We start from the raw sequence: 22,458 nt of genomic DNA, 5'->3' as shown, positions 1-22,458 counted from the left end.
TTTGCTTTATTTGTAAGATTTACTACAAAACCCGCTATTTTCTAGTAAGAATCACTACTTCCCTACATTATTTTCATAAAAAAACCAACTCCCCTATATGGAGTTAGTCACTTATTCTCTAACGGTATTAAACGCGCATCACAATTTCTTTCATAAAACTCAATCGGACCTGCTTGTCCAATTATTGCGTATTCATATCCATCTTGCTTCATACTATGTAAACAACGATGTAACAATTCCTTACCTACACCTTTCACACGATTTTGCTTTGCTGTGCCCATTGGACCAAACAATCCTTTCTTCCCTCTCACTACATCATAACAAGCGAAACCTACTATCACTTCTTCTTGTTCTGCTATATAAATAGGTAAGTTTTCTTTATATGTACGAAATCCATATTCTATTGAACGTAACCAACGTTCACCAAATTCTGCTTCAACAAAACTTGCTAATTTTTCAAAATCAGAAAGGTTAGCCTTTCTAACAGTACAAGTTAAATCATTATAAGTAGGAACAAAACATTTTAGATCAACCGCTAAATCTCTTGGCTCAGCTAGAATACGTAATATATCTTTTTGTATTTGTAGATTTTCAATAAACGTATCCGCTCGAAATAGTGCATCTATAACATGTCCTTCATTCATTATTACTTGTTGAAAACGTTCCATACGTCTCTTCGCTATTTGTAAAATTTCTAACACCTTATAAGATAACTTATATTGTCCTATTTCTTTATACCCTTGATCCTTTAAATCGTATTGGTTTCGTATTGAAAGCTTTTCTAAAAAGTCCGCACCAATGTGACGAAACAAATACATATACAACTCACTGCATACTCCAGTACCTTCTTTACACATGCCAATAAACAAATGAACTGGTTGAATAATATTACTTTCCGCCTCTTCTGCTGCAATCTGCAATATGTTATGAACACGTTTTGTAAATTGAAATCCCTCCATATGTACCTTCATCCCCTACTACTTTACTATTAAAGCGTAACCATAAATAAGTGAAACAATTATACCAACTACCAATATACCTGGCAGTAAATTTGCCACCTTAATTTTAATAATACCAAGTAAGTTCAATCCAATAGCGGCTATCATAATACCACCTGTAGCTGTCATTTCCACTATAAATTGATTCATTAATGCTTTCGGGACCAAACTATTAATTTGTGTTGCAAAAACCGCAATACCGCCTTCGTATAAAATAACTGGAATTGCCGAAAACACTACACCAATTCCTAAAGTTGTCGTTAATATAATAGAAATAAATCCATCGATAATCGCCTTTGTAAATAAAATATCATGATTTCCGCGAATCCCGCTGTCGAGTGCACCAAGTATCCCCATCGCGCCAATTGCAAAAATTAAAGTAGCTGTTACAAAGCCTTCTGATATGCTTCCTTTCCCTTTCGATCCAACTTTATTTTCTAGCCAATCTCCTAACTGTTTTAACTTCCCCTCTAATCCTATCCATTCCCCGATGACGGTACCAATTACTAAACTTAGTATGACAACAAGAAAGTTTTCACTTTTCAATGCCATTTGAAGTCCAAGCACAGTAACCGCTAAACCGATTGCATGCATAATTGTTCCCTTCATACTTTCTGGAATTCTACTAAATAATTTACCTAGTAAAGTACCAAATATAATACAAATCCCATTTACAACTGCTCCTAAAATAACCATTTCTCATTCTTCACCCTTCGAATTCTTTATTTCTATATTTTGGTTTATTCATTGATTTACAGGTTATCTATATGTTAACTTAATATTGAGAATATTAACAAAGGTTTTTCACTACATAAACCGCAATTTTTTTGTAGTTATACATAAAGTGAAACTTTAACTAGCGCGAGTTTTACTGCCTACAAATTGCGGTATAAACTCAAAAGGGAAGGTATTTATGAAAACTTTACTAAAACGATTTCTGTTAATAGCCTTTTGCATTACACCAATTGTTTTATTAGTTAACTACTCTTTTACTTCAAAAGCGAAAGACAAATCCGATTTGCAAAACAAATCTAGTAAAACCGCTTCAACAAATGAAAAGAAAATAGAAGATCCGGAAATCACACTCACCTTTTCTGGTGATACTATGTTCGATTGGCAATTACGTCCTGTAATCGAAAAAAACGGGGCTGATTATCCATTCCAGCATGTAAAAGAAGAAATAACAAAAGCTGATATTTCTTTCGTTAATTTAGAGTCAGCATTTACAACGAGAGAAAAGAAAGCCCCTGGACAACTGTTTTGGATTAAAAGTGATCCATCCACGCTTCAAGCGATAAAAAACACTGGATATGACATCGTAAATATCGGAAATAACCATACACTTGATTATGGGCAAGATGGATTATTAGACACGATTTCTCACGTAGAAAAATTAAAGTTCCCTTACATTGGAGCTGGAAAAAATGCGAAAGATGCATATACAGCACGTGAAATGACCGTAAAAGGGAAAAAGTTCAAATTTCTTTCCTTCGTTCGATTTATGCCTGATACGAATTGGGTAGCTGGTGACAATAAACCTGGTGTTGCGAACGGATATGATTTAAATCTCGTAACAAAAACAATTAAAGAGCAAAAGCAAGATGCAGACTATTTAATTGTCTATATGCATTGGGGCGTTGAAAAATCAAATCGTCCGGTAGAATACCAAAAACAATATGTTCCTAAAATGGTTGAAGCAGGAGCTGACGCGATTGTCGGAAGTCACCCACATTGGCTTCAAGGATTTGAGTATTATAATAAAGTTCCTATCGCTTACTCATTAGGAAACTTTTTATTCCCAAGTTATGTGAGCGGGAAAAGCGCCGAAACTGGCGTATTAACTTTAACTTTTAAAGGAAAGGATGTCCAAATGTCATTCAATCCTTACATCATTCGCAACAACCAAGTTTCCCCTGTAAATGAGGACGAAAAGAAAAAAGCTCTACAATATTTACAAACGATTTCAACTGACGTAGAAATCGATGATACAGGGAACATAAAAAACAAACGAAACTAGACAACGCAAGATTTACTTCTCTGTAACATACTTTACAGAATAGGTGATGAACATGCTGAAAGACTTATTAGAAAATGTAAGTTTGTTAGAGAATATTTATAAAATATCTATAGCCGTTCTACTTTTATGTTCATTTTTTTCTGTTAGACTTTTTAAAAAAATAAAACGTGAACGAAAGCTTACTCCCTTTGAATTTACTATGTATGTAATCATTCGTATTGCGATATTCTTTTGGTTAACTAGCTTTATCTTTCTTGAATATGGAAAGTATATAATTTAATTATAAAAAGATAGATACAAGCAGCATTTCCGCTGTTTGCATCTATCTTTTTTATTTCAGGTACAACTGTATGTTTCCTCTTTCCTTCTATTAAATAAGTAAATCAAACAAAACAGGATTTTTATTAAGCTCCATAAATTGAATATTATTTTCTTTAAAACGAGTAATTAATTGCTCATAATCCTCTTTATGTTTTAATTCTACGCCGACTAACGCTGGACCATTTTCTTTATTATGTTTCTTAATGTATTCAAAGCGCGTAATATCATCTTCTGGCCCTAATCCTTTATCCAGAAATTCTCTTAGCGCACCTGAACGCTGCGGGAATTCAATGATGAAGTAATGTTTTAGTCCTTCATAAATGAGCGAACGTTCTTTCATTTCTTGCATTCTATCAATATCATTATTTCCACCACTTAGCGTACATACAACCGTTTTACCTTCTATTTCATCTCTATATAAATCAAGCGCTGCAATAGATAGTGCACCAGCCGGCTCAGCTACAATTGCATTTTTCTTATACAGTTCTAAAATCGTCGTACAAACTTTTCCCTCTGGTACTAAAACAATGTCATCAATTACATCTTTACACGTTTCAAATGTTAACTTTCCTACCTTTTTAACAGCTGCCCCATCAACAAAACTATCTATTTTCTCTAATGCGACATTTTCATTTTGAAGAAAAGCCTCTTTCATAGATGCAGCTCCCATTGGCTCTACACCAATGACCTTTGTAGCAGGACTAACACCTTTCACATATGTACCAACACCTGATGCTAATCCACCACCGCCGATTGCTGTAAAAATAAAGTCAACCGATTTCTCCATATCATGCATAATTTCAACTGCCACTGTTCCTTGACCAGCAATAACATACGGATCATCAAACGGATGAACAAACGTCATTCTATTTTCCTCACAATAGCGCTGTGCTTCTTGGAACGAGCTATCAAATGTATCACCAACTAATACAATTTCCGCAAAATCGCCACCAAAAAACTGTACTTGCGATACTTTTTGTTTAGGTGTCGTTGTCGGCATAAATATTTTTGACGGGATCTTCAATAAATTACACGTATAAGCAACTCCTTGTGCATGATTACCAGCACTTGCACAAACAACGCCGTTTTGTAATTGTTCTTCCGATAAACTTTGAATTAAATTGTACGCACCACGAATTTTGAAAGAGCGAATCAATTGTAAGTCTTCTCTTTTTACATAAACGTCACAATCATATTTCTCAGATAAAACTGTATCACGTTGTAACGGTGTTTTAATAACGATATCTTTCATGCAATTATGAGCCATTAAGATATCTTCAATTTTCACTCTCTCCTTTACCTTCTGCACCATTTCATATCATCCTTATCTCTTTTAAATTGGCTCAATCGAAATTCGGGATTTTTAGGACTGCACCTGTATTCGCCGATGTTACCATTTGTGCATAACGTCCAAGCCAGCCAGTTTTCACTTTCGGTTCTGGTCGTTTCCATTCTTTTTTACGCTGATCTAATTCTTCATCACTAACTCTTACTTCTAACAATCTCTCCTCAACATCGATACAAACGATATCCCCTTGTTTAAGAAGTGCAATCGTTCCGCCCGCAGCCGCTTCGGGTGAAATATGCCCTACCGAAATACCACGTGAAGCACCCGAGAAACGTCCATCCGTTAATAGCGCAACATCTGCACCTAATCCCATACCAGCAATCGCTGACGTTGGTGCTAACATCTCCGGCATACCAGGACCACCTCTTGGTCCTTCATAACGAATAACAACTACATCTCCTTTCTTAACTTTCCCAAGCATAATGCCCGCAAGCGCCTCATCTTGTGAATTAAAAATAACACAAGGTCCTTCAAATCGTTTTACTTCGGTCGCTCCGCTTTTAATAACTGCCCCATCTTTCGCAAGGTTTCCTTTTAATATACGTAATCCCCCTTCTTCACTATGAGGGTTTTCGAGAGAATGAATAACTTCCTTATCTTTAATCTCTGCATGAGCAATATTTTCTCTTAATGTTTGCCCGGTAGCAGTAATACGATCTAAATGAAGCACACCTTCTTTTCGGCTCATCTCTTTCAAAATAGCACTAATCCCGCCCGCTCGATCAATATCTTCCATATGCCAATTGGAAGCAGGGCTTACTTTACATAAATGTGGTACACGTCTTGAAACGGCATCAATACGGTTCATATCGTAATCTAATCCAGCCTCTTGCGCGAGCGCCAATGTGTGCAACACTGTATTTGTTGAACCGCCCATCGCCATATCAAGCGCGAACGCATCATCAATTGCTTCTTCTGTTACAATGTCTCTTGGTTTAATATCTTTTTCAATTAAAATCTTTAATTTCTCTGCTGCTTGTTTAATTAATTCTTCACGTCTTGGATCGATGGCTAAAATACTTCCGTTACCAGGCAGAGCTAAACCTAACACTTCACATAAACAGTTCATGGAGTTCGCTGTAAACATACCGGAACAAGAACCACAAGATGGACAGCCATGATCTTCAATATCCTTTAATTCTTCTTCTGAAATTTTACCAGATTGATAAGCTCCTACCCCTTCAAAAACAGAACTTAAATCAACAACATCTCCTTTAGATGTTTTTCCAGCCGCCATCGGACCACCTGAAACAAATACAGTTGGAATGTTAATACGAAGTGCAGCCATCATCATACCAGGTGTGATTTTGTCACAGTTTGGAATACAAATCATGCCATCAAACCAATGTGCATTTACAACCGTTTCTACTGAATCTGCAATGATTTCACGACTCGGAAGCGAATAACGCATACCGATATGCCCCATCGCAATACCGTCATCTACTCCAATTGTATTAAATTCAAATGGAACCATACCTGCTGCACGCACTGCTTCTTTAACAAGTTTCCCAAACTCATTTAAGTGCTTATGACCTGGAATAATTTCAATAAAAGAATTACAGATAGCTATAAACGGTTTATCAAAATCTTCATCTTTCAAACCAGTTGCTTTTAATAAACTACGGTGCGGCGCTTTATCAAAACCTTTTTTAATCATGTCACTTCTCATCTTGTCAAATCCCCTCTTACGTATTTTTCACTTACAATCACTTACTCTATTTCTTTACTAATTCTTTCGGTGCATGAATCCAACTCATCATTTCACGAAGCTCTGTCCCTACCTTTTCTAACTGATGATTTTGCTCTGCTTTTTTCATCGCATTATATGTTGGACGCCCGGCTTGATTTTCTAAAATCCATTTCTTCGCGAATTCACCTTGCTGAATTTCTGTAAGTACTCGTTTCATTTCTTTCTTCGTTTCATCTGTAACAATTCTCGATCCTGTTACATAATCTCCGAACTCAGCCGTATCTGAAATAGAATGGCGCATGTTCGTTAAACCACCTTCGTACATTAAATCAACAATTAACTTTAATTCATGTAAACATTCAAAGTATACAATTTCAGGACGATATCCGCCTTCTGTTAATGTTTCAAAACCAGCTTTCACAAGTGCAGTTACCCCGCCGCAAAGCACTGCTTGCTCTCCGAATAAGTCTGTCTCCGTTTCCTCTTGGAATGTCGTTTCAATTACACCTGCACGTGTACAACCTACCCCTTTTGCATACGCAAGCGCTACACGTAATGCCGTGCCCGTAGCATCTTGATGTACTGCGACTAATGCTGGAACACCATTTCCTTCTTGGAATACACGGCGAACGAGGTGTCCTGGACTTTTTGGCGCGACCATCGCTACATCTACGTAACTTGGCGGATTAATTTGTCCGAAGTGAATATTAAATCCATGTGAGAAAAGTAACATTTGCCCTTCACGGAGATTCTCTTCTACTTCTGCTTTATACACATGGGCTTGCTGTTCATCTGGCAATAACATTTGTACAACTTGCACGGTTCGAACCGCTTCTGAAACAGACATTACTTCAAATCCATCTGCTTTTGCAACTTCAAAAGACTTACCATGGCGAACACCAACTACAACTTCCACACCAGAATCACGTAAATTTTGTGCCTGCGCATGACCTTGAGATCCATAACCAATTACCGCAACTGTTTTCCCTTGTAATAACTCTAAATTTGCATCTTTCTCATAATACGTTTTCATATTCCATACACTCCTTATAATTTATTTACTTGCAGTACATCAATTAATTTTTTCAACTGACCAACAAGTAATGTCGCTTCATTTTCAGTACAAACTGCTGTGAGTTTCATTTCAGAAACACCACTAGTATCTCTTTCGTTTAAATGTAAAGAAGAAATATAATAACCACGCCGAGCAAAAATTCCACTTATACGTAATAAGACGCTTGGCTCGTTATGAATAACGAGTGAAAAAGTATGACTCATTCTTCCCACCTCTTCATAATCATTTCGTTATTCCCTTTGTTTGGCGGAACCATCGGAAATACGTTTTCACCTTCTTCTACACAAAAATCAACTACGACAGGACCCTCATGAGCAATTGCTTCTAACATCACTTGTTTCGCCTCGGTTGAATTCGTCGCTCTTAATCCCTTCACCCCATAAGCTTCTGCCACTTTCACAAAATCTGGCGATCCGATTTTTGATTCTGATAAACGATTTTCATAAAACATTTCTTGCCATTGCCTTACCATCCCTAAAAATTTGTTATTTATAATAAATACTTTTACAGGAATATTATTTTCAGCAATTGTTTGTAGTTCTTGAATGTTCATTTGAAAAGAAGCATCGCCTGCAATACAAATGACGAGTTCTTCTTCTTTTGCAAGCTGAGCACCAATTGCCGCTGGGAAACCAAATCCCATCGTTCCTAGTCCGCCAGATGTTAGAAAAGTCCGTGGATTTTTCGCTTTATAAAAATGCGCTGCCCACATTTGATGCTGCCCTACTTCTGTCGTAACAATCGCTTCACCATTCGTTACTTCACTTACTAGGCTAATAACATGCTGTGGTTTTAACTCACTTTCTTTTTGATTGTAGGAAAGAGGATATTCAGCTTTCCATTCCTTGATTTTCGTAAGCCATTCTTTTGTTTCTGTACAAATTTGCATATGTAACAGCTTGTGTAACGCCTTTTTCACATCACCGACAACCGGATATTCCACAGTTACATTTTTATGAAACTCTGAAGAATCTATATCAATATGTACCTTTTTCGAATGCGGAGAAAAGAGTTCTAATTTTCCTGTTACACGATCATCAAAGCGAACACCTAAAGCAAGTAGTAGATCACATTCTGTTACTGCCATGTTTGCAGCATACGTTCCATGCATGCCGAGCATTCCTAAAAATAATGAATCTCCCGGCGGATATGCACCAAGTCCCATTAAAGTGGAAACAATAGGAATACGGTTCTCCCTCGCAAATTTGATGAGTTCATTAGATCCACCCGAATGAATGACACCTCCTCCAATATAAAGAAGTGGGCGTTTAGCTTTTGAAATTTCTTTAGCCACTTCTCTAAGCTTTATACTGTCTGGCATAGGCTCTATTTTGTATCCTGGAATTTCAATTACTTCATTGTAAAAACTTGTTACCTTTTCATTTTGAACATCTTTTGGAATATCAATTAATATTGGTCCTGGTCGCCCGCTTTCCGCTATGTAAAAAGCTTCTTGTACAATACGTGATAAATGATTCACATCACGAACTTGATAATTATGCTTCGTAACAGGTACTGTAATCCCGACAACATCTGCTTCTTGAAACCCGTCTTTTCCGATGAGAGGCTTTGCAACTTGCCCTGTAATGACAACTAAAGGAATCGAATCCATATAAGCATCCGCTAAGCCTGTAACTAAATTTGTCGCCCCTGGGCCAGAGGTAGCAAAGACTACCCCGACCTTTCCAGAAGCTCTCGCATATCCTTCTGCCGCATGAATGGCAGCTTGTTCATGACGAGTTAAAACGTGCTTCAAACCACTTCCGTATAACGCATCATACACTGGCAAAATCGCTCCACCTGGATAACCAAAAACGGTCGTTACACCTAAATTCTTCAAGCATTGAATAACGTGTCCAGCTCCTGTCACTTCTTCACAATGCAATTTCTCACATGTTGTATACTGTTGCTCCATTTCAATTAACTCCTCTCCCTACCTACAGTAAGCTTTCCGCTAATCCTGGAACACGTACTCCTCTTTCTCTCGTTAACTTTTTAAATTCCTCTGTCAATTGTTTCGTTACACTTCCTGGCTTCCCATCTCCAATTTCTCTTGAATCAACTTTTACAACTGGAATTAATTCTGCTGCCGTTCCCGTTAAAAATACTTCATCTGCTACATATACGTCATGGCGAGTAAACGGTCTTTCCTCACACCGAATATTAAGTCGCTCACATAACTCAATCACACTATTTCTCGTAATACCTTCTAGCGCTCCTAAATAAGAAGGAGGTGTTAACACCTTTCCATCTTTCACAACGAAAACATTATCTCCAGATCCTTCACAAACATATCCTTGTTGATTTAACATAAGTGCTTCTAGCACTCCAGCTTGTGCCGCTTCAATTTTTACAAGTACGTTATTTAAATAGTTCATTGACTTAATACGTGGGTCTAATGCATCTGGCGTATTACGTCTTGATGCAACAGATACAACGCTTAATCCATTATCGTAAAATTCCTGTGGGAATAACTTTAATTGTTCTGCAATGATAATAACGCTCGGTTTCACACAACTTCTCGGATCGAGCCCTAAGTCACCTTTTCCTCTTGAAACAATTAACCGAATGTAAGCATCCGCATACTCATTTTTTTGCAATGTTTGTAAAACTGCTTCTTCCATTTCTTCAACCGTCAGCGGGATTGTAAGTAAAATAGATTTTGCCGATTCATATAATCGTTTTACATGTTCTTTTAAACAAAATACATTTCCACCGTAACTACGAATCCCTTCAAATACACCGTCTCCGTATAAAAAACCGTGATCATATACTGAAACAACTGCCTTTTCTTTTTCTACAAATTCCCCATTCATATAAATGTACTGGTTTCCCATCTCACATCGCTCCTCTTTTTTTCTCTCTATTTTTGCAACCTATTTTTATATCGATTGCTGAGATGAGTATTTTTAACAGAATATTCAGTATATAAACCTTAAAAATATACTCGTCTCAACAATCGATTACATACATACTTGTAGCAATCCATTGCTGAGACGAGGGAATCGTGGTACCACTCAGCTTCCTTACACTTCTCACGAAATATAAGCTCTGCAAGTCCAATTAGACTTTTTGTTTTTCTATCGGAAACAACTCCGCTACTTTTTACTAGTTTTCAAAAGTAGTGCTCCGTGGTGATCTTCAATGATGAAATTGTTACTACCCTCACAGCTTCTAGGCAGCTCTCTGAAACAATTTTTATCATTTACTCTCCGCTTCTACGCATTCTCTTATTCTATTTTTAAAATAAAAACTCTCGCCTCAGCAATCAACTACTACAATTTAGTAGCTTTGATTGCTGAGGCGAGAGTTTCGCGGCACCACTCAGCTTCCTTATACTTCTCGCGAAATATAAGCTTTGTAGGTCCAATTAGACCCCCGTCCTTTTACCGGAGACGATGCCGTCGCCCTCTACTCAGTTTCCCTTTCGCAAGCGATGCTCCGAGGTGATCTTCAATGATTCGATTGTTACTACTCTCTCAGCCTAGGAGCAGCTCTCTGAAACGATCATAACCATCTACTTTCCTCTTCTTTGCATATACAACATATAAAGTTAGAAAATTCTTAATTAACTTTTATTTGTTAAACGTATTATAGGACGTTGTTCTTTTCATTGTCAACATGTTTTTCCGAAAAAAAATTAAATTTGATCAATTCAAGAGAAGTCTATTTATTTTTTCTCAAAACAAAATCGGAATGAACTTCTTACACATACTCATATATTACTTAAGTATGTTCGCATTACTACATAAAAAAACAACTTAATAACATATAAAATTTTATGAGGAGATGAGAAAACTATGTTAAAAGGAAAAGTGGCATTAGTTACAGGAGCAAGCCGAGGAATTGGACGTGCTATTGCAAAACTTTAGCAAACGACGGTGCATTAGTTGCTATTCATTACGGAAATCGAAAAGAAGATGCTGAAGAAACTATTTATGAAATTCAATCAAATGGCGGATCTGCTTTTTCTATCGGTGCAAACCTTGAATCTTTACATGGTGTAGAAACACTTTATAGTTCTTTAGATAGCGAATTACAAAAAAGAACTGGTAGTACTAAATTTGATATTTTAATAAACAACGCTGGAATTGGTCCTGGTGCTTTTATTGAAGAAACGACTGAACAATTTTTTGATAGAATGGTTTCAGTTAATGCAAAAGCACCATTCTTTATCATCCAACAAGCTTTATCTCGTTTACGTGACAATAGCCGAATTATTAATATTTCATCCGCTGCCACTCGTATTTCTTTACCTGATTTCGTTGCATATAGTATGACGAAAGGCGCTATTAATACAATGACTTTCACACTAGCAAAACAGCTCGGAGCACGAGGAATAACAGTGAATGCAATACTTCCTGGATTTATTAAAACAGATATGAATGCGGAACTCTTGAGCGACCCAATGATGAAACAGTACGCTACTACCATTTCCGCTTTTAATCGCTTAGGTGAAGTAGAAGATATTGCCGATACCGCGGCATTTCTCGCTTCTCCAGACAGCCGCTGGGTTACTGGGCAATTAATTGATGTTAGCGGAGGATCTTGCTTGTAATTTCTTAATCTACTTACACAAAAAAGGCCAGCACCTTTGCTGGCCTTTTTCACTGTGTAAAACGATAGCCTACTCCCCAAATTGTCTCGATATATGATTTATCGAATGGATCGAGTTCAATTTTGTGACGAATATTTTTCACATGTACAGCAACCGTTGCTGCATCACCAATTACATCCATCCCCCATACAGTTTCAAAGAGACGATCTTTACTAAATACTTGATTTGGATGTTCTGCCATACAAGTTAATAAATCAAATTCTTTTCCTGTTAACATGACCTCAGTTCCATTTACAAATACACGTCGGGCCGATTTATCAATAAACAATCCTCGAATACGAATTTCATCTTTTATTAGTTCTCGTTTTCCTGTTAAACGATCATAACGAGCTAGATGAGCATTTACACGTGCCACCATTTCACTCGGGCTAAACGGTTTTATAATATAATCATCTGCTCCAAAACCTAACCCTTTAATTTTATCGATTTCCTCTTGTTTTGCGGACACCATAAGTATTGGTATGTCCTTTTCCAATCGAACTTGTTTACAAATTTCATATCCATCTATTCCTGGTAACATTATGTCTAAAATTAACAAATCATAATCCTCCAGAAGAACTCTTTGTAGACCTTTTTCGCCAGAGTAATCAATATCTACTGTATACCCAGCAACCTCTAAATAATCCTTTTCTAACTCTGCTATAATAGCTTCATCTTCAATAATTAAAATTCTTTTCAAGATGCTCTCCTTTTTCTAATTGATTTTTTGTAATGTAAATGCCAGCGTCGTTCCTTTACCTTTTTTACTTTCTACCCAAATATCACCACCATGTTGTGTGATAATCTGATGTGCAATTGACAAACCAAGTCCGCTTCCACCTGTTTTAGAATTTCTAGAATGATCTGCACGATAGAACCTTTCAAATATATGAGGCAACGCCTTCTCTTCTATTCCTACCCCATTATCTTTTATGTAAATCGTTACATAATCAATAGATTCGTTCATGCGAATTCCTATATATCCTTCTTCTTTATCCATATACTTCACACTATTCCAAATGATATTTGTAATAACACGACGTAATTTTTCACGATCACCTTTTACCAAAATAGAAGTATCCTTTTGAGCATCCCATCTCACTACAATTCCCTTATCCTGTAATTCAAGCTGTAGTTCTTCTATACAATCAGATAAGTATTGATTAATTTCAACCTCTTCAAATTGAAACGGTTCCTCTTTTAAATCAAGTTTTGAAAAGAGAAAAAGCTCGTCAATTAATTGATCCATATCAAACACTTTATGATAAATAATCGTTAAATATTTATCTAATTGTTCTGGAGTTCGAGCGATACCTTCTTTAATTCCTTGTACATAACCTTTAATAGCCGTTATTGGCGTCCGTAAATCATGAGAAATATTTGAAAGCAACTCTTTACGATTTTTTTCATATTGCATTTGCAACTCGACCGATTTCTTCAACCTGCCACGCATCTCTTCAAACGATAAACTTAATTCACCTATTTCATCTTTCGCAAGTGGCTTTACTTGAAAATCTAAATCACCCTTTTGAATTCTTTCCGTTGCCTGCTTTAATGAATGCAATGGTTTGATAATACTCCTTGATATAAAATATGTTAATATTCCATTCGTAATAATTAACCCAAGTATTAAAGAGAATACGAAATACGGGAAAAATTCTCTAATCATTTCTTCTAAAGGATTTACATACTCAAATACAAAAATACTAACCTTATCCTTCTCTTCATCGTAGTAATCAAATTGCTTATAGTAAAAAGAATTACCCTCTATTTTCACATCCATTCCTTTTCTTTGTCCTTCCGTTTCAAATGCGGGTAGGTATTTATCAAACGAAGAGATTTTAAAATATGGAGATGAATATGTAAGCTCATCATTTTTTCGAATTAGTAATCCTGCTTGATTATCGTTTAATTCTTTATCAGTTTCCTTTAAAAAATTTATATCTTCCAATTTATCTGGAGCATACGATGAAAGAATTTTCAACCTACTAAAAATATCATCTTCATCTTCTTTTGTACGAATAGCACCCTCCTGCTCTTTATCAATGAGAGAATGACTATTTTGATTAAGACCAATGATTGCTTTTGCAATACGAATATCACCAAATAAAGTAACACTAATTAACATAACTGCTATACCGCAAAAAACGATTGGAATAATTACCATCGCAACATACGACAACAGCAATCTAATACGAATTGACATTACAGAACTCCTATGAACATTATATTTTTAGCTTATTACAGAATTCAGTGGAAACGAAACTTGACTCATCCAAATACCAGCTAATAATACGAGTATAGCTAGAACAATTTCTAAGAGCAATAAACGGCGATTAACTGTTCCAATATCGTTACCCCATGTTTTCGTTTGTCTCCATGCTACAATTGTAATTATACATACAGTAAGAATCTTTATATTTAAAAGGTTCGTCCATATTGAATTAAAATTAACAAGTACCCAATTCCTCGTCTGTAAAAACACAATTAATTCCCCAGAAAGAAATGCTAGAATAAATGAAGTACCAGCAATAATACTAAAATGTTTACGAAAACGCTTTTGATCAAATGTAATTTTGTATAATATTGTCCACACTATAACAAGAGCTAAATAAATAAGTGCTCCTAGCCACACTGCAATACTCATAACGTGGATCATTCTAATTATAACTGCTGCCCAATTTGGATTAGTAATCCATACATGACCTGTGAAAGAAAAACTCGCAACAAGAAATCCCCAAATTAGCGCATACCATTCGTTCCCCATATGTTGCAAAGACATAAGAACTAATAATAGCAGTTGAATCATAATAATAACTGAAAATGGCGAATGAATAAGTAAACTCCCCTTCGGAATAAGTGACTTATATACTATTAATTCGGCTATTAATCCTACTACAAGTATAAAGAAGAAAATCTTTTTCATATTCTTCATTCTTTGCAATATGGAAGGTAATCTATAACATTTTACAAACATATCGAGCCACTTTACTCCTGCTCCAATTAAAATCATTCCCTCTACAATATAGCGTAGTGTTACTATCATAACATCTGAAAATACTGAGCCACTCCCACTCACATTCTCCTCTACCACTGCATTAGTTTGTACTTCTTCTCCAATTGAAAAGGGATAGCCTCCTTCACTCGGATGTCCGTCTGCAGATATCATAGACCACCTTACTGTGTATGTACCATTATTTAAGTTTGGTATCTTCACTTTTATTTTTGTGGGGTTATCTAATATTTCAACCTTTGATACTTGCACTCTCTTTGCACTTGGATCTAGTAGTTCAATATTGACTACATTTCCTGTAACTGGTTCACTAAATTCAAGAATAATCTGTTCCGGTTGTACTGTAAGAACCTCACCCTCTTTCGGGGTGATTCCTATAACACTTGTATGAGCAAATACACTACTATGAGAAAATAAAAATATACTTACACTTGTTAAAATAAATACTATCATTCTATAAAGCATGAAAACCTCCGTATTATTATTCTGGATGATTACCTGAGTGATCTCCGGTAGAAAATGGAGTAGTTACCCCCTCATAATTCATCATCGTATGCATTCCTTTTTCCGCATGAACGAGATGATGACAATGAACCATCCATAGTCCACTATTATTTGCCTCTAAAGCAATTTCATATTCTTCTCCCGGAAAAACATTAACTGTATCTAAGTAAATCGGACTTCCCTCCATTGGTTTACCATTTTTAGAAATAACCTGGAATGTATGTCCATGCAAATGCATTGGATGAATTTCTTCCCCCTTATTTTTAAAGTGAATCTTAACTTTATCTCCTTTCTCTACTTTAATAGGTGGAATATCAGGTGATGTCTTTCCATTAATTGTATACACCCATTTTTCTTGTCCATTTATATCTTTCACACCTTCTGCCAAATCCATATCATAGACCTTTGTAAACTTTGAATCTATCGTAAACTTGCCAACTTCTTTTTCTCCATATTTCGTAAAGTCAAACCATGGATAACTCTTTATATCAATAGGTTTTTTCGGCAAAGAACCGTTCCCAATAGTCGCCGTTAACATTCTATTCATTTTCTTAGATGGATCCACATTAATAAGTTTTACACTCGTTGTTTCCGGCATTTTAAAAACAAGGTCATAACGTTGTGCAGCTCCCATCGGAAGAATTGCTTTATCTAGCTCGTCCCCACCTTTTATATCACGACCATCTAATGCAATAATTTGAAATGGCGCCCCAACTAATGTCATTAAATGCGTATTATTCCCAGCATTAATTAAGCGCAGGCGTACTGTTTCACCTGGTTTTGCATCCAATCGTAGTCCCTCACTTGTATCATTTAATGTAAATACATCGTAATCATCTCCATCAGATAAATCTTTGAGTTGATCATTACTTGGCATCATTAACGGTCCTTCTAAAGTTTGCGCCTTTTCATTTCGAATATGATTGCTAGGATAGCTATCCCAATCTTTATCTTGTTCGCCATTATGCTTACGGGTTTTTATGTCTCCTGTTTTCCATTCATGGATCGCCACTGTATAATCTTTTTCATATTTTACAGCTGGTTTATTCGGTTCAATAACAATGGTTCCAAATAGTCCCCGCTCCGTTTGTTTTGCACTTTTTTGATGTGAATGATACCAATATGTCCCCACCTGATCAGCATTAAATGCGTATGTATATGTTTCACCTGGTTTTATAGCATTTTGCGTAACACCTGGAACACCGTCTACCGCCGCAGGAACATCTAATCCATGCCAATGGATTGTAACGGGTTCTGGCAATTCATTTTTCAAATTTACAACAATACGTTCACCTTGTTTCACTCGAATTTGAGTACCCGGTGATGTTCCATCAAATGTCCATGCATCTACCTTTTTCCCATCTCCCAAATCTAAACTTGCTACTTTCGCCGTAATATTAAAAGTTTTTGTAACCCTTTTTTTGGCATCTGACTCAGCAATAGATGTAATTGATTCTGAAGTAGATGTTGCATCTGTTAACTTCTTTTTTTCATTTGTACCTGGGTAATTATTTATTAAAAAATATCCAAAAATAACTAACCCTAATAGTAAGCATGCCGCAATCAATATATTTCTTAAATCGCTTTGTATAAATTCCTTTTTCATATTAGTCTCTCTTTCATTTTTTGTTGTAAACTATTAATTTTCATACGTGGATTCATTACCTATCACCTCACATATTCACTTCGATTTACATAATAACACTCAGAAAAAAAGAAACTTTGAAGGAATTTTAAAGACTTTATAAAGAAATATATTTCAATTTTTCTTTACTTCTAAATCTTTTTTATTGCGCAATAAAAAAGATTGTATAATACTATATAAAACATATAAATTTAGGAGGATTACAACAATGTCCGAAAAAACATACGAACTCGCAACCTTCGCAGGCGGTTGCTTTTGGTGCATGGTAAAGCCATTTGATGAACTACCTGGTATTCATAAAGTACTTTCTGGCTATGCAGGTGGTCATGTAGAAAACCCAACATATGAACAAGTAAAAGCCGGTACATCTGGTCATTTAGAAGTTGTACAAATCACATTCGACCCTTCTATTTTTCCATATGCAAAATTACTAGATTTATATTGGCCACAAATCGATCCAACTGATGATGGCGGACAATTCTTTGACCGTGGTCCATCTTATCGCACTGCTATTTTTTATCATAACGAAACGCAAAAAGAGCTTGCTGAAAAATCAAAACAAGCTCTTGCAGAAAGCGGTATGTTTAAAGAGCCAATCGTAACTGAAATTCGCCCGGCTGCACCTTTTTATGAGGCTGAAGAATACCATCAACATTTCTATAAAAAGAACCCAGAGAAATATGCTACTGAGCAAAAGGAATCTGGGCGTGAAGACTTTATAAAAGAAAATTGGCAAAAAAAATAATAAAAATGCATCGTACTTTTTAAGTGCGATGCATTTTTATCTTTGAAAAAAGTACCATACAATGATGAGAACAACCACTGTTAATGTCCAAAGTGCTATCTCGTTTTTCACTCTACTCTTTTTCTTAGTCATTTCATCTCCTCCTCATAGCTATCAATATGTTCAAGATTTCCTCTGTTTAATTGTCCATCTTATATACGTGAATACATCCTTACAAATTCTTATAACAAGACCACCGATGATTCCGATTGCAATTGAAATTACTAACATCTGTCCAAAACTAAGAGTAGTTGTGTATGTTATGTAGAGAACAACGCATACAAGTAAAACATCCGGTAAAGAAAGCAAAAATTTTTTAAGCATTTCTTCAGCTCTCCTATGTCTTATTTATCTCTTCTACTGTAGCTTTGAAATAAAATTTGTTTAAAAACTCCATTTAGACCTTCATTTACGGAAAAGAATAAGACACCCTTTTGAAAAGGGAGTCTTATGTACATGTTCTATTCCATAATTACTCCTAAAATAGAATAATATTACTAATGATTTGTTGTACATTAACTATTTGCCAGGCAATCGGATGTTGCGCCAACTACCTACATCGCATTGACCGTATGTATTATCACCTACCGCTACCACCGTGCCATCTAATTTAAGACCGACCGTATGCGCACAACCAGCTGCTACCGCTACAATATCGCGCCAATCACTTACATTACATTGACCATACTCATTCCATCCTACTGCCGCCACAGTACCATCTGATTTAAGAGCGATTGTATGATTACTCCCTGCAGCTACTGCCACAATATCTCTCCAACTGCCTACATCGCATTGACCAAGTTTATTATTACCCACCGCCATCACTATGCCATCCGATTTCAAACCAACAGTATGAAGATAACCAGCTGCCAACGCCACAATCCTCCTCCATTCGCTTACATTGCATTGGCCATATCGATTATTACCTACTGCCGTCACCGTTCCATCCAATTTAAGACCAACTGTATGCCAGTCACCTGCCGTGACCGCCACAATATCTCTCCAGCTATTTATATTACATTCTCTTTCTTTATTTCGGCCTACCGCTATTACGGTTCCATCCGGTTTAAGGCCAATCGTACGACGCCATCCTGCCGCAACCGATACAATATTATTCCAGTCGTTTACGCCGCATTGATCATGCTTATTCCATCCCACCGCTCCCACAGTATGATCACTTTTCAGAGCGATTGTATGAGCATTACCCGTGTTCGTCGCCATATGAACATTGCCAGCTGCGACTGCTTCAATATCACACCAACTGCTTACATTGCATTCTCCTTCTTTATTTCGCCCCACTGCCACAACTGTGCCATCCGATTTAAGCGCAACTGTATGACCACGACCTGCCGCTATCGTACCTTTAGGCCACCGTTTCACTTTTAATATCTCTTCGTAATTCATGTTTTACCTCCTTGCATATAAGCAACTGTATCCAAATAGATATTTTTATCTAATTTCATTATAAATGACCCGATTTTTTTTATAAATTTACAACTATAAAAGAAGCCTATTATTACTTCTTCAAAAAATAAAAACCTCCAGTTTCAATACTAGAGGCTCCTTTTTTATTTCTTCAATCGTTCAATAAAATCGTTCAATTTATCAAGTGATTTCATATTCTGATTACAAGCTACACCATCTTTGCAAATATAGTTTCCCTTTTTAACGAAAGTTCCTTGTACATCACCTTTAATTTCAACTAAAAACATTCCTACTTCTTCATGCCCATGACATAATGAACAAATGCTTTTTTTATTTAAACTTTGGAACGTACCTTGCAGACCAACAAACTTATTTTTATCATTTTTCGCTATAATAAATTTCCTGCTTGACCCTTTATCAATCCAGCTTAAATAAGATAATTCTTTCATATCCAGTTCTTCCATATCAGGAAGTTTTAACTTTTTCGCTTTAGGAAATAACTTTTTTAATGTTTGCGCTGTAACTTCCTGAAACGGAATGACATACGGATTTATTTTCATTAAAAACGATTCTGCATCTTCTCTATTTTGAACTGTTAATACCGTATCAATTAACTCTTTCTGTTCATCCGTTAAATTCTCAAATACATGTATTATCTTTTCAATCGCAAGTGATTTTAACGCTTGAATGACACCTCTATCATTTGCCGTTGCATGCCCATTTGCTAAAATATAAGCTTGTGATTTTATAAAATTGTATTGATCACTTCTAATAAAAGCTTCCATCTTTATCACTCCATACAAATTGTTGATCTAGTTTTATTGTATACAAAGATTCAGCTTTTTGATATGTAAAAGATAACTTAGAAACGAATATTACATACTTCGATTATGTTCTACCGCTTCATTTCCTGACAAAAGAAACCATCGTCTGTTTTCCATTCTGCATATAATACATCTTCAAATTTAGTAATCCCTTTTTGCTTTATTTGTTTATACAGCCATCCTTCATCAAAACCAGCTTCTCTCAAATTATCTTTCACTACTTTTCCGTCACTAATTAATGAAATCGGTAAGTATACAGGCTTATGTTTTAAACCTAAATCATTTATAGTGGGTGATTCGTATTTACTTTTCTTCAAAACGCTTATGTTCCCATTAGGTTCCAAAATCATATATTCAACTTCTCTGATTGAAAATATGTCTTTTTGTTGCCGAAGCATTTGTTGTAGTTGATTAATATCCAAATGATTTGAACTTAGTTGTTCCCGATCAATATATCCATTACGGATAATGATTGAAGGTGAGCCTTCAAAAAAACTTCTCGTCCCTCTAAATTTTTGTGTTATCACTTCTATTGAATAGATTAACACTACCCATACAAGTACTGCATATAAAATAGACCATATTTTTATTTTCGGATCATATATAGTATTTCCGACTAATTCTCCGAGAACAATGGCAGAAATAAAATCAAATGGTGTTAACTGAGATATTTGTGTCTTCCCTAATATTTTAGTAGCAATCAATAGCACAAAAAAACCAAAAAATAGTTCTATCGTTATTTGTCCTAAATGATTCATATACGCTCACCTTTCTGCTTTTCACTCAAATGTTCTATTTTCTATTTAGTAAAAAAACGGCATATTTTTCTATTATCTTTCCCGCTCATACGCAATATATCCAATAGATACAAAGCAAAAAGAGTCTAGTTCAAAATAATATTTGAACTAGACTCTTTTATCTTCATTTAGAATACACGATCTTTTTAATCGTTTCGCCGGAAAGAAAATGCTCCTCTGCAAGTTGATGAACAGAAATCCCACTTTTAAACGCTTCTTTAATCGCTTTATTTCTTTCATCTAGTTGTTTTCTTCCTCCAGATCGTGTACCCCATTTATAATGTTTCGTTTCCTGTTTTGGAATGTAAATTGTTTCACCTTGTATATACTTTTGAATTTCAATAATTAAACTTTCTGGTAAAACCGTCGCAGCTTTAACGTATTTCATTTCTGCTCGCCCCTTATTTTTTATAATTCATTTCAATAAGGTGCAAAGCCAAATATAAAAAATGATACGAGCTCATTTAGGCGATTGTATATTACTTGTCTACCTCACGCAAAGTATCGCCATTTCCATACTTGGCTTTGCATGAGACGTTGCAGTGTCCGGCAATTGAATTATAATCGCCATTTAAACACCTCCTAATATACCTTTTGCATTTTATTATATGATAAATTTCTTTCCCTTGCATCCACATCCTTTTTAAAGCATGAAATTACTTAGTTTGATATAATACTTTTTAGTCCAATCCAAAAATATAGTGAGGTTGCTTTATGAACAAGAAAATAATCATTACAATCGTTACATTATTCATTATTACTGTAGCATTATTTGGAACATACAAATTGATGAACGCAAGAAGTTTTCAATTGTTTGGAGATTTAACAAACAGAGTAGAAACAAATGAAAAAGTGATTGCTTTAACTTTTGATGATGGCCCTACGAACAATGTAAAACAAATATTACCGCTACTAGATACATACAATGCAAAAGCTACATTCTTTTTAATCGGAAATGAATTAGAGAAAAACCTATCGTTAGGAGAAGATATCGTCCAATCTGGACACCAAATTGGAAACCATACATACTCTCATAACAGAATGGTTTTAAAAACACCTTCTTATATTAAAGAAGAAATAGAAAAAACGAATTCATTAATCCGCCAAACGGGATTTACAGACGCAATTGACTTTAGACCACCAAACGGAAAAAAGCTAATTAGCCTGCCCTATTATTTAAATAAAAATAATATTGAAACAATCACATGGGACCTTGAACCTGATACTTTTTATAAATCTGCCGCCGATAAAATTAAATATGTTAATAAAAATGTAAAACCAGGTTCTATCATTTTACTGCACTCTATGTATGATGATTCTAATGAAAATTTACAGACCATTGAAGGTATTTTAGATTCTTTATCTAAGAAGGGCTATCAGTTCGTAACGGTAAACGAACTGCAAAAAAGAGCAAAATAAA

21 protein-coding genes, 1 pseudogene and 1 other annotated feature are annotated in these 22,458 nt (G+C 35.6%); of the genes and pseudogenes, 5 read left to right on the top strand and 17 right to left on the bottom strand.

Features of this window, described 5'->3' with window-relative positions:
• Positions 1–107: 107 nt before the first annotated feature.
• Positions 108–959: a GNAT family N-acetyltransferase gene (locus tag PDL00_RS07070; protein ID WP_270728002.1), complete on the bottom strand. Its 852-nt coding sequence runs from the start codon at positions 957–959 to the stop codon at positions 108–110.
• Positions 960–977: 18 nt separating this feature from the next.
• A complete protein-coding gene (locus PDL00_RS07065; RefSeq protein ID WP_242253958.1) occupies positions 978–1,694 on the bottom strand; it encodes a DUF554 domain-containing protein in 717 nt (238 codons plus the stop codon).
• Between the two features lie 217 nt (positions 1,695–1,911).
• On the opposite strand from PDL00_RS07065, the gene PDL00_RS07060 reads away from it, so the two are divergent.
• Positions 1,912–3,015: a CapA family protein gene (locus PDL00_RS07060; RefSeq protein ID WP_242253955.1), complete on the top strand. Its 1,104-nt coding sequence runs from the start codon at positions 1,912–1,914 to the stop codon at positions 3,013–3,015.
• A gap of 52 nt (positions 3,016–3,067) precedes the next feature.
• Positions 3,068–3,295 carry a hypothetical protein gene (locus PDL00_RS07055; protein WP_242253953.1) on the top strand — a complete coding sequence of 76 codons (228 nt, stop codon included), beginning with the start codon at positions 3,068–3,070 and terminating at the stop codon, positions 3,293–3,295.
• Positions 3,296–3,385: 90 nt separating this feature from the next.
• Here the strand turns inward: PDL00_RS07055 and ilvA are convergent, their stop codons facing one another.
• From ilvA to ilvE, 6 genes are read right to left on the bottom strand one after another with little or no spacing between them, the layout of a single operon-like run.
• Positions 3,386–4,648 (bottom strand): threonine ammonia-lyase IlvA, encoded by a 1,263-nt coding sequence (ilvA, locus tag PDL00_RS07050; protein WP_242253951.1) that lies wholly within the window; start codon positions 4,646–4,648, stop codon positions 3,386–3,388.
• Positions 4,649–4,679: 31 nt separating this feature from the next.
• The gene (gene ilvD / locus PDL00_RS07045) at positions 4,680–6,353 is read right to left on the bottom strand and encodes a dihydroxy-acid dehydratase (RefSeq protein WP_063263766.1); all 1,674 of its coding nucleotides are present in this window, start codon (positions 6,351–6,353) and stop codon (positions 4,680–4,682) included.
• A 46-nt stretch (positions 6,354–6,399) separates the two neighbouring features.
• Positions 6,400–7,407, bottom strand: a complete 1,008-nt coding sequence (ilvC, locus tag PDL00_RS07040; protein ID WP_270727995.1) for a ketol-acid reductoisomerase — start codon at positions 7,405–7,407, stop codon at positions 6,400–6,402.
• Between the two features lie 14 nt (positions 7,408–7,421).
• Complete coding sequence (locus tag PDL00_RS07035) at positions 7,422–7,652, bottom strand: ACT domain-containing protein (RefSeq protein ID WP_000019914.1); 231 nt, start codon at positions 7,650–7,652, stop codon at positions 7,422–7,424.
• Positions 7,649–9,364: an acetolactate synthase large subunit gene (gene ilvB, locus PDL00_RS07030; RefSeq protein WP_270727992.1), complete on the bottom strand. Its 1,716-nt coding sequence runs from the start codon at positions 9,362–9,364 to the stop codon at positions 7,649–7,651. Before ilvB ends, PDL00_RS07035 begins: the two co-directional genes overlap by 4 nt.
• A 22-nt stretch (positions 9,365–9,386) precedes the next feature.
• A complete protein-coding gene (gene ilvE, locus PDL00_RS07025; RefSeq protein ID WP_000528140.1) occupies positions 9,387–10,286 on the bottom strand; it encodes a branched-chain-amino-acid transaminase in 900 nt (299 codons plus the stop codon).
• Between the two features lie 152 nt (positions 10,287–10,438).
• Positions 10,439–10,679 (bottom strand) — a binding site (T-box leader).
• 570 nt (positions 10,680–11,249) lie between these two features.
• On the opposite strand from ilvE, the pseudogene PDL00_RS07020 reads away from it, so the two are divergent.
• Positions 11,250–12,007, top strand: a pseudogene (locus tag PDL00_RS07020) (SDR family oxidoreductase).
• Between the two features lie 49 nt (positions 12,008–12,056).
• On the opposite strand, the gene PDL00_RS07015 reads toward PDL00_RS07020, so the two are convergent.
• Genes PDL00_RS07015 through PDL00_RS07000 form a run of 4 tightly spaced genes read right to left on the bottom strand, consistent with a single transcriptional unit; the run spans position 12,057 to position 17,169 of the window.
• Positions 12,057–12,746 (bottom strand): response regulator transcription factor, encoded by a 690-nt coding sequence (locus PDL00_RS07015; RefSeq protein ID WP_000821644.1) that lies wholly within the window; start codon positions 12,744–12,746, stop codon positions 12,057–12,059.
• Positions 12,747–12,761: 15 nt separating this feature from the next.
• On the bottom strand, positions 12,762–14,252 hold the full coding sequence (locus PDL00_RS07010; RefSeq protein WP_270727988.1) for a sensor histidine kinase: 1,491 nt from the start codon (positions 14,250–14,252) through the stop codon (positions 12,762–12,764).
• A gap of 27 nt (positions 14,253–14,279) precedes the next feature.
• A complete protein-coding gene (locus PDL00_RS07005) occupies positions 14,280–15,524 on the bottom strand; it encodes a copper resistance CopC/CopD family protein (protein ID WP_242253941.1) in 1,245 nt (414 codons plus the stop codon).
• A gap of 16 nt (positions 15,525–15,540) precedes the next feature.
• Positions 15,541–17,169 (bottom strand): multicopper oxidase family protein, encoded by a 1,629-nt coding sequence (locus tag PDL00_RS07000; protein WP_270727986.1) that lies wholly within the window; start codon positions 17,167–17,169, stop codon positions 15,541–15,543.
• A 247-nt stretch (positions 17,170–17,416) separates the two neighbouring features.
• On the opposite strand from PDL00_RS07000, the gene msrA reads away from it, so the two are divergent.
• Positions 17,417–17,953, top strand: a complete 537-nt coding sequence (msrA, locus tag PDL00_RS06995) for a peptide-methionine (S)-S-oxide reductase MsrA (protein ID WP_270727983.1) — start codon at positions 17,417–17,419, stop codon at positions 17,951–17,953.
• A gap of 162 nt (positions 17,954–18,115) precedes the next feature.
• Here the strand turns inward: msrA and PDL00_RS06990 are convergent, their stop codons facing one another.
• The 5 genes from PDL00_RS06990 to PDL00_RS06970 all read right to left on the bottom strand — a co-directional run bounded on the left by PDL00_RS06990 (position 18,116) and on the right by PDL00_RS06970 (position 21,426).
• On the bottom strand, positions 18,116–18,316 hold the full coding sequence (locus PDL00_RS06990; RefSeq protein WP_270727981.1) for a hypothetical protein: 201 nt from the start codon (positions 18,314–18,316) through the stop codon (positions 18,116–18,118).
• 195 nt (positions 18,317–18,511) lie between these two features.
• Positions 18,512–19,396, bottom strand: a complete 885-nt coding sequence (locus tag PDL00_RS06985) for an RCC1 domain-containing protein (protein WP_270727978.1) — start codon at positions 19,394–19,396, stop codon at positions 18,512–18,514.
• 164 nt (positions 19,397–19,560) lie between these two features.
• Complete coding sequence (locus PDL00_RS06980) at positions 19,561–20,202, bottom strand: FusB/FusC family EF-G-binding protein (RefSeq protein WP_000387068.1); 642 nt, start codon at positions 20,200–20,202, stop codon at positions 19,561–19,563.
• Between the two features lie 110 nt (positions 20,203–20,312).
• The gene (locus PDL00_RS06975) at positions 20,313–20,999 is read right to left on the bottom strand and encodes a DUF421 domain-containing protein (protein WP_242257424.1); all 687 of its coding nucleotides are present in this window, start codon (positions 20,997–20,999) and stop codon (positions 20,313–20,315) included.
• Positions 21,000–21,162: 163 nt separating this feature from the next.
• Positions 21,163–21,426, bottom strand: a complete 264-nt coding sequence (locus PDL00_RS06970; protein WP_242257423.1) for a CD3324 family protein — start codon at positions 21,424–21,426, stop codon at positions 21,163–21,165.
• 326 nt (positions 21,427–21,752) lie between these two features.
• On the opposite strand from PDL00_RS06970, the gene PDL00_RS06965 reads away from it, so the two are divergent.
• Positions 21,753–22,457, top strand: coding sequence for a polysaccharide deacetylase family protein (locus PDL00_RS06965; RefSeq protein WP_242257422.1), 705 nt, complete (start codon positions 21,753–21,755; stop codon positions 22,455–22,457).
• The last annotated feature ends 1 nt before the right edge of the window (position 22,458 follow it).

The organism is Bacillus cereus group sp. TH152-1LC (assembly GCF_027710505.1).
GTDB lineage: Bacteria > Bacillota > Bacilli > Bacillales > Bacillaceae_G > Bacillus_A > Bacillus_A mobilis.
Note: the sequence above shows the minus strand (reverse complement) of the source record. Positions and strands in the feature narration are given on the sequence as shown.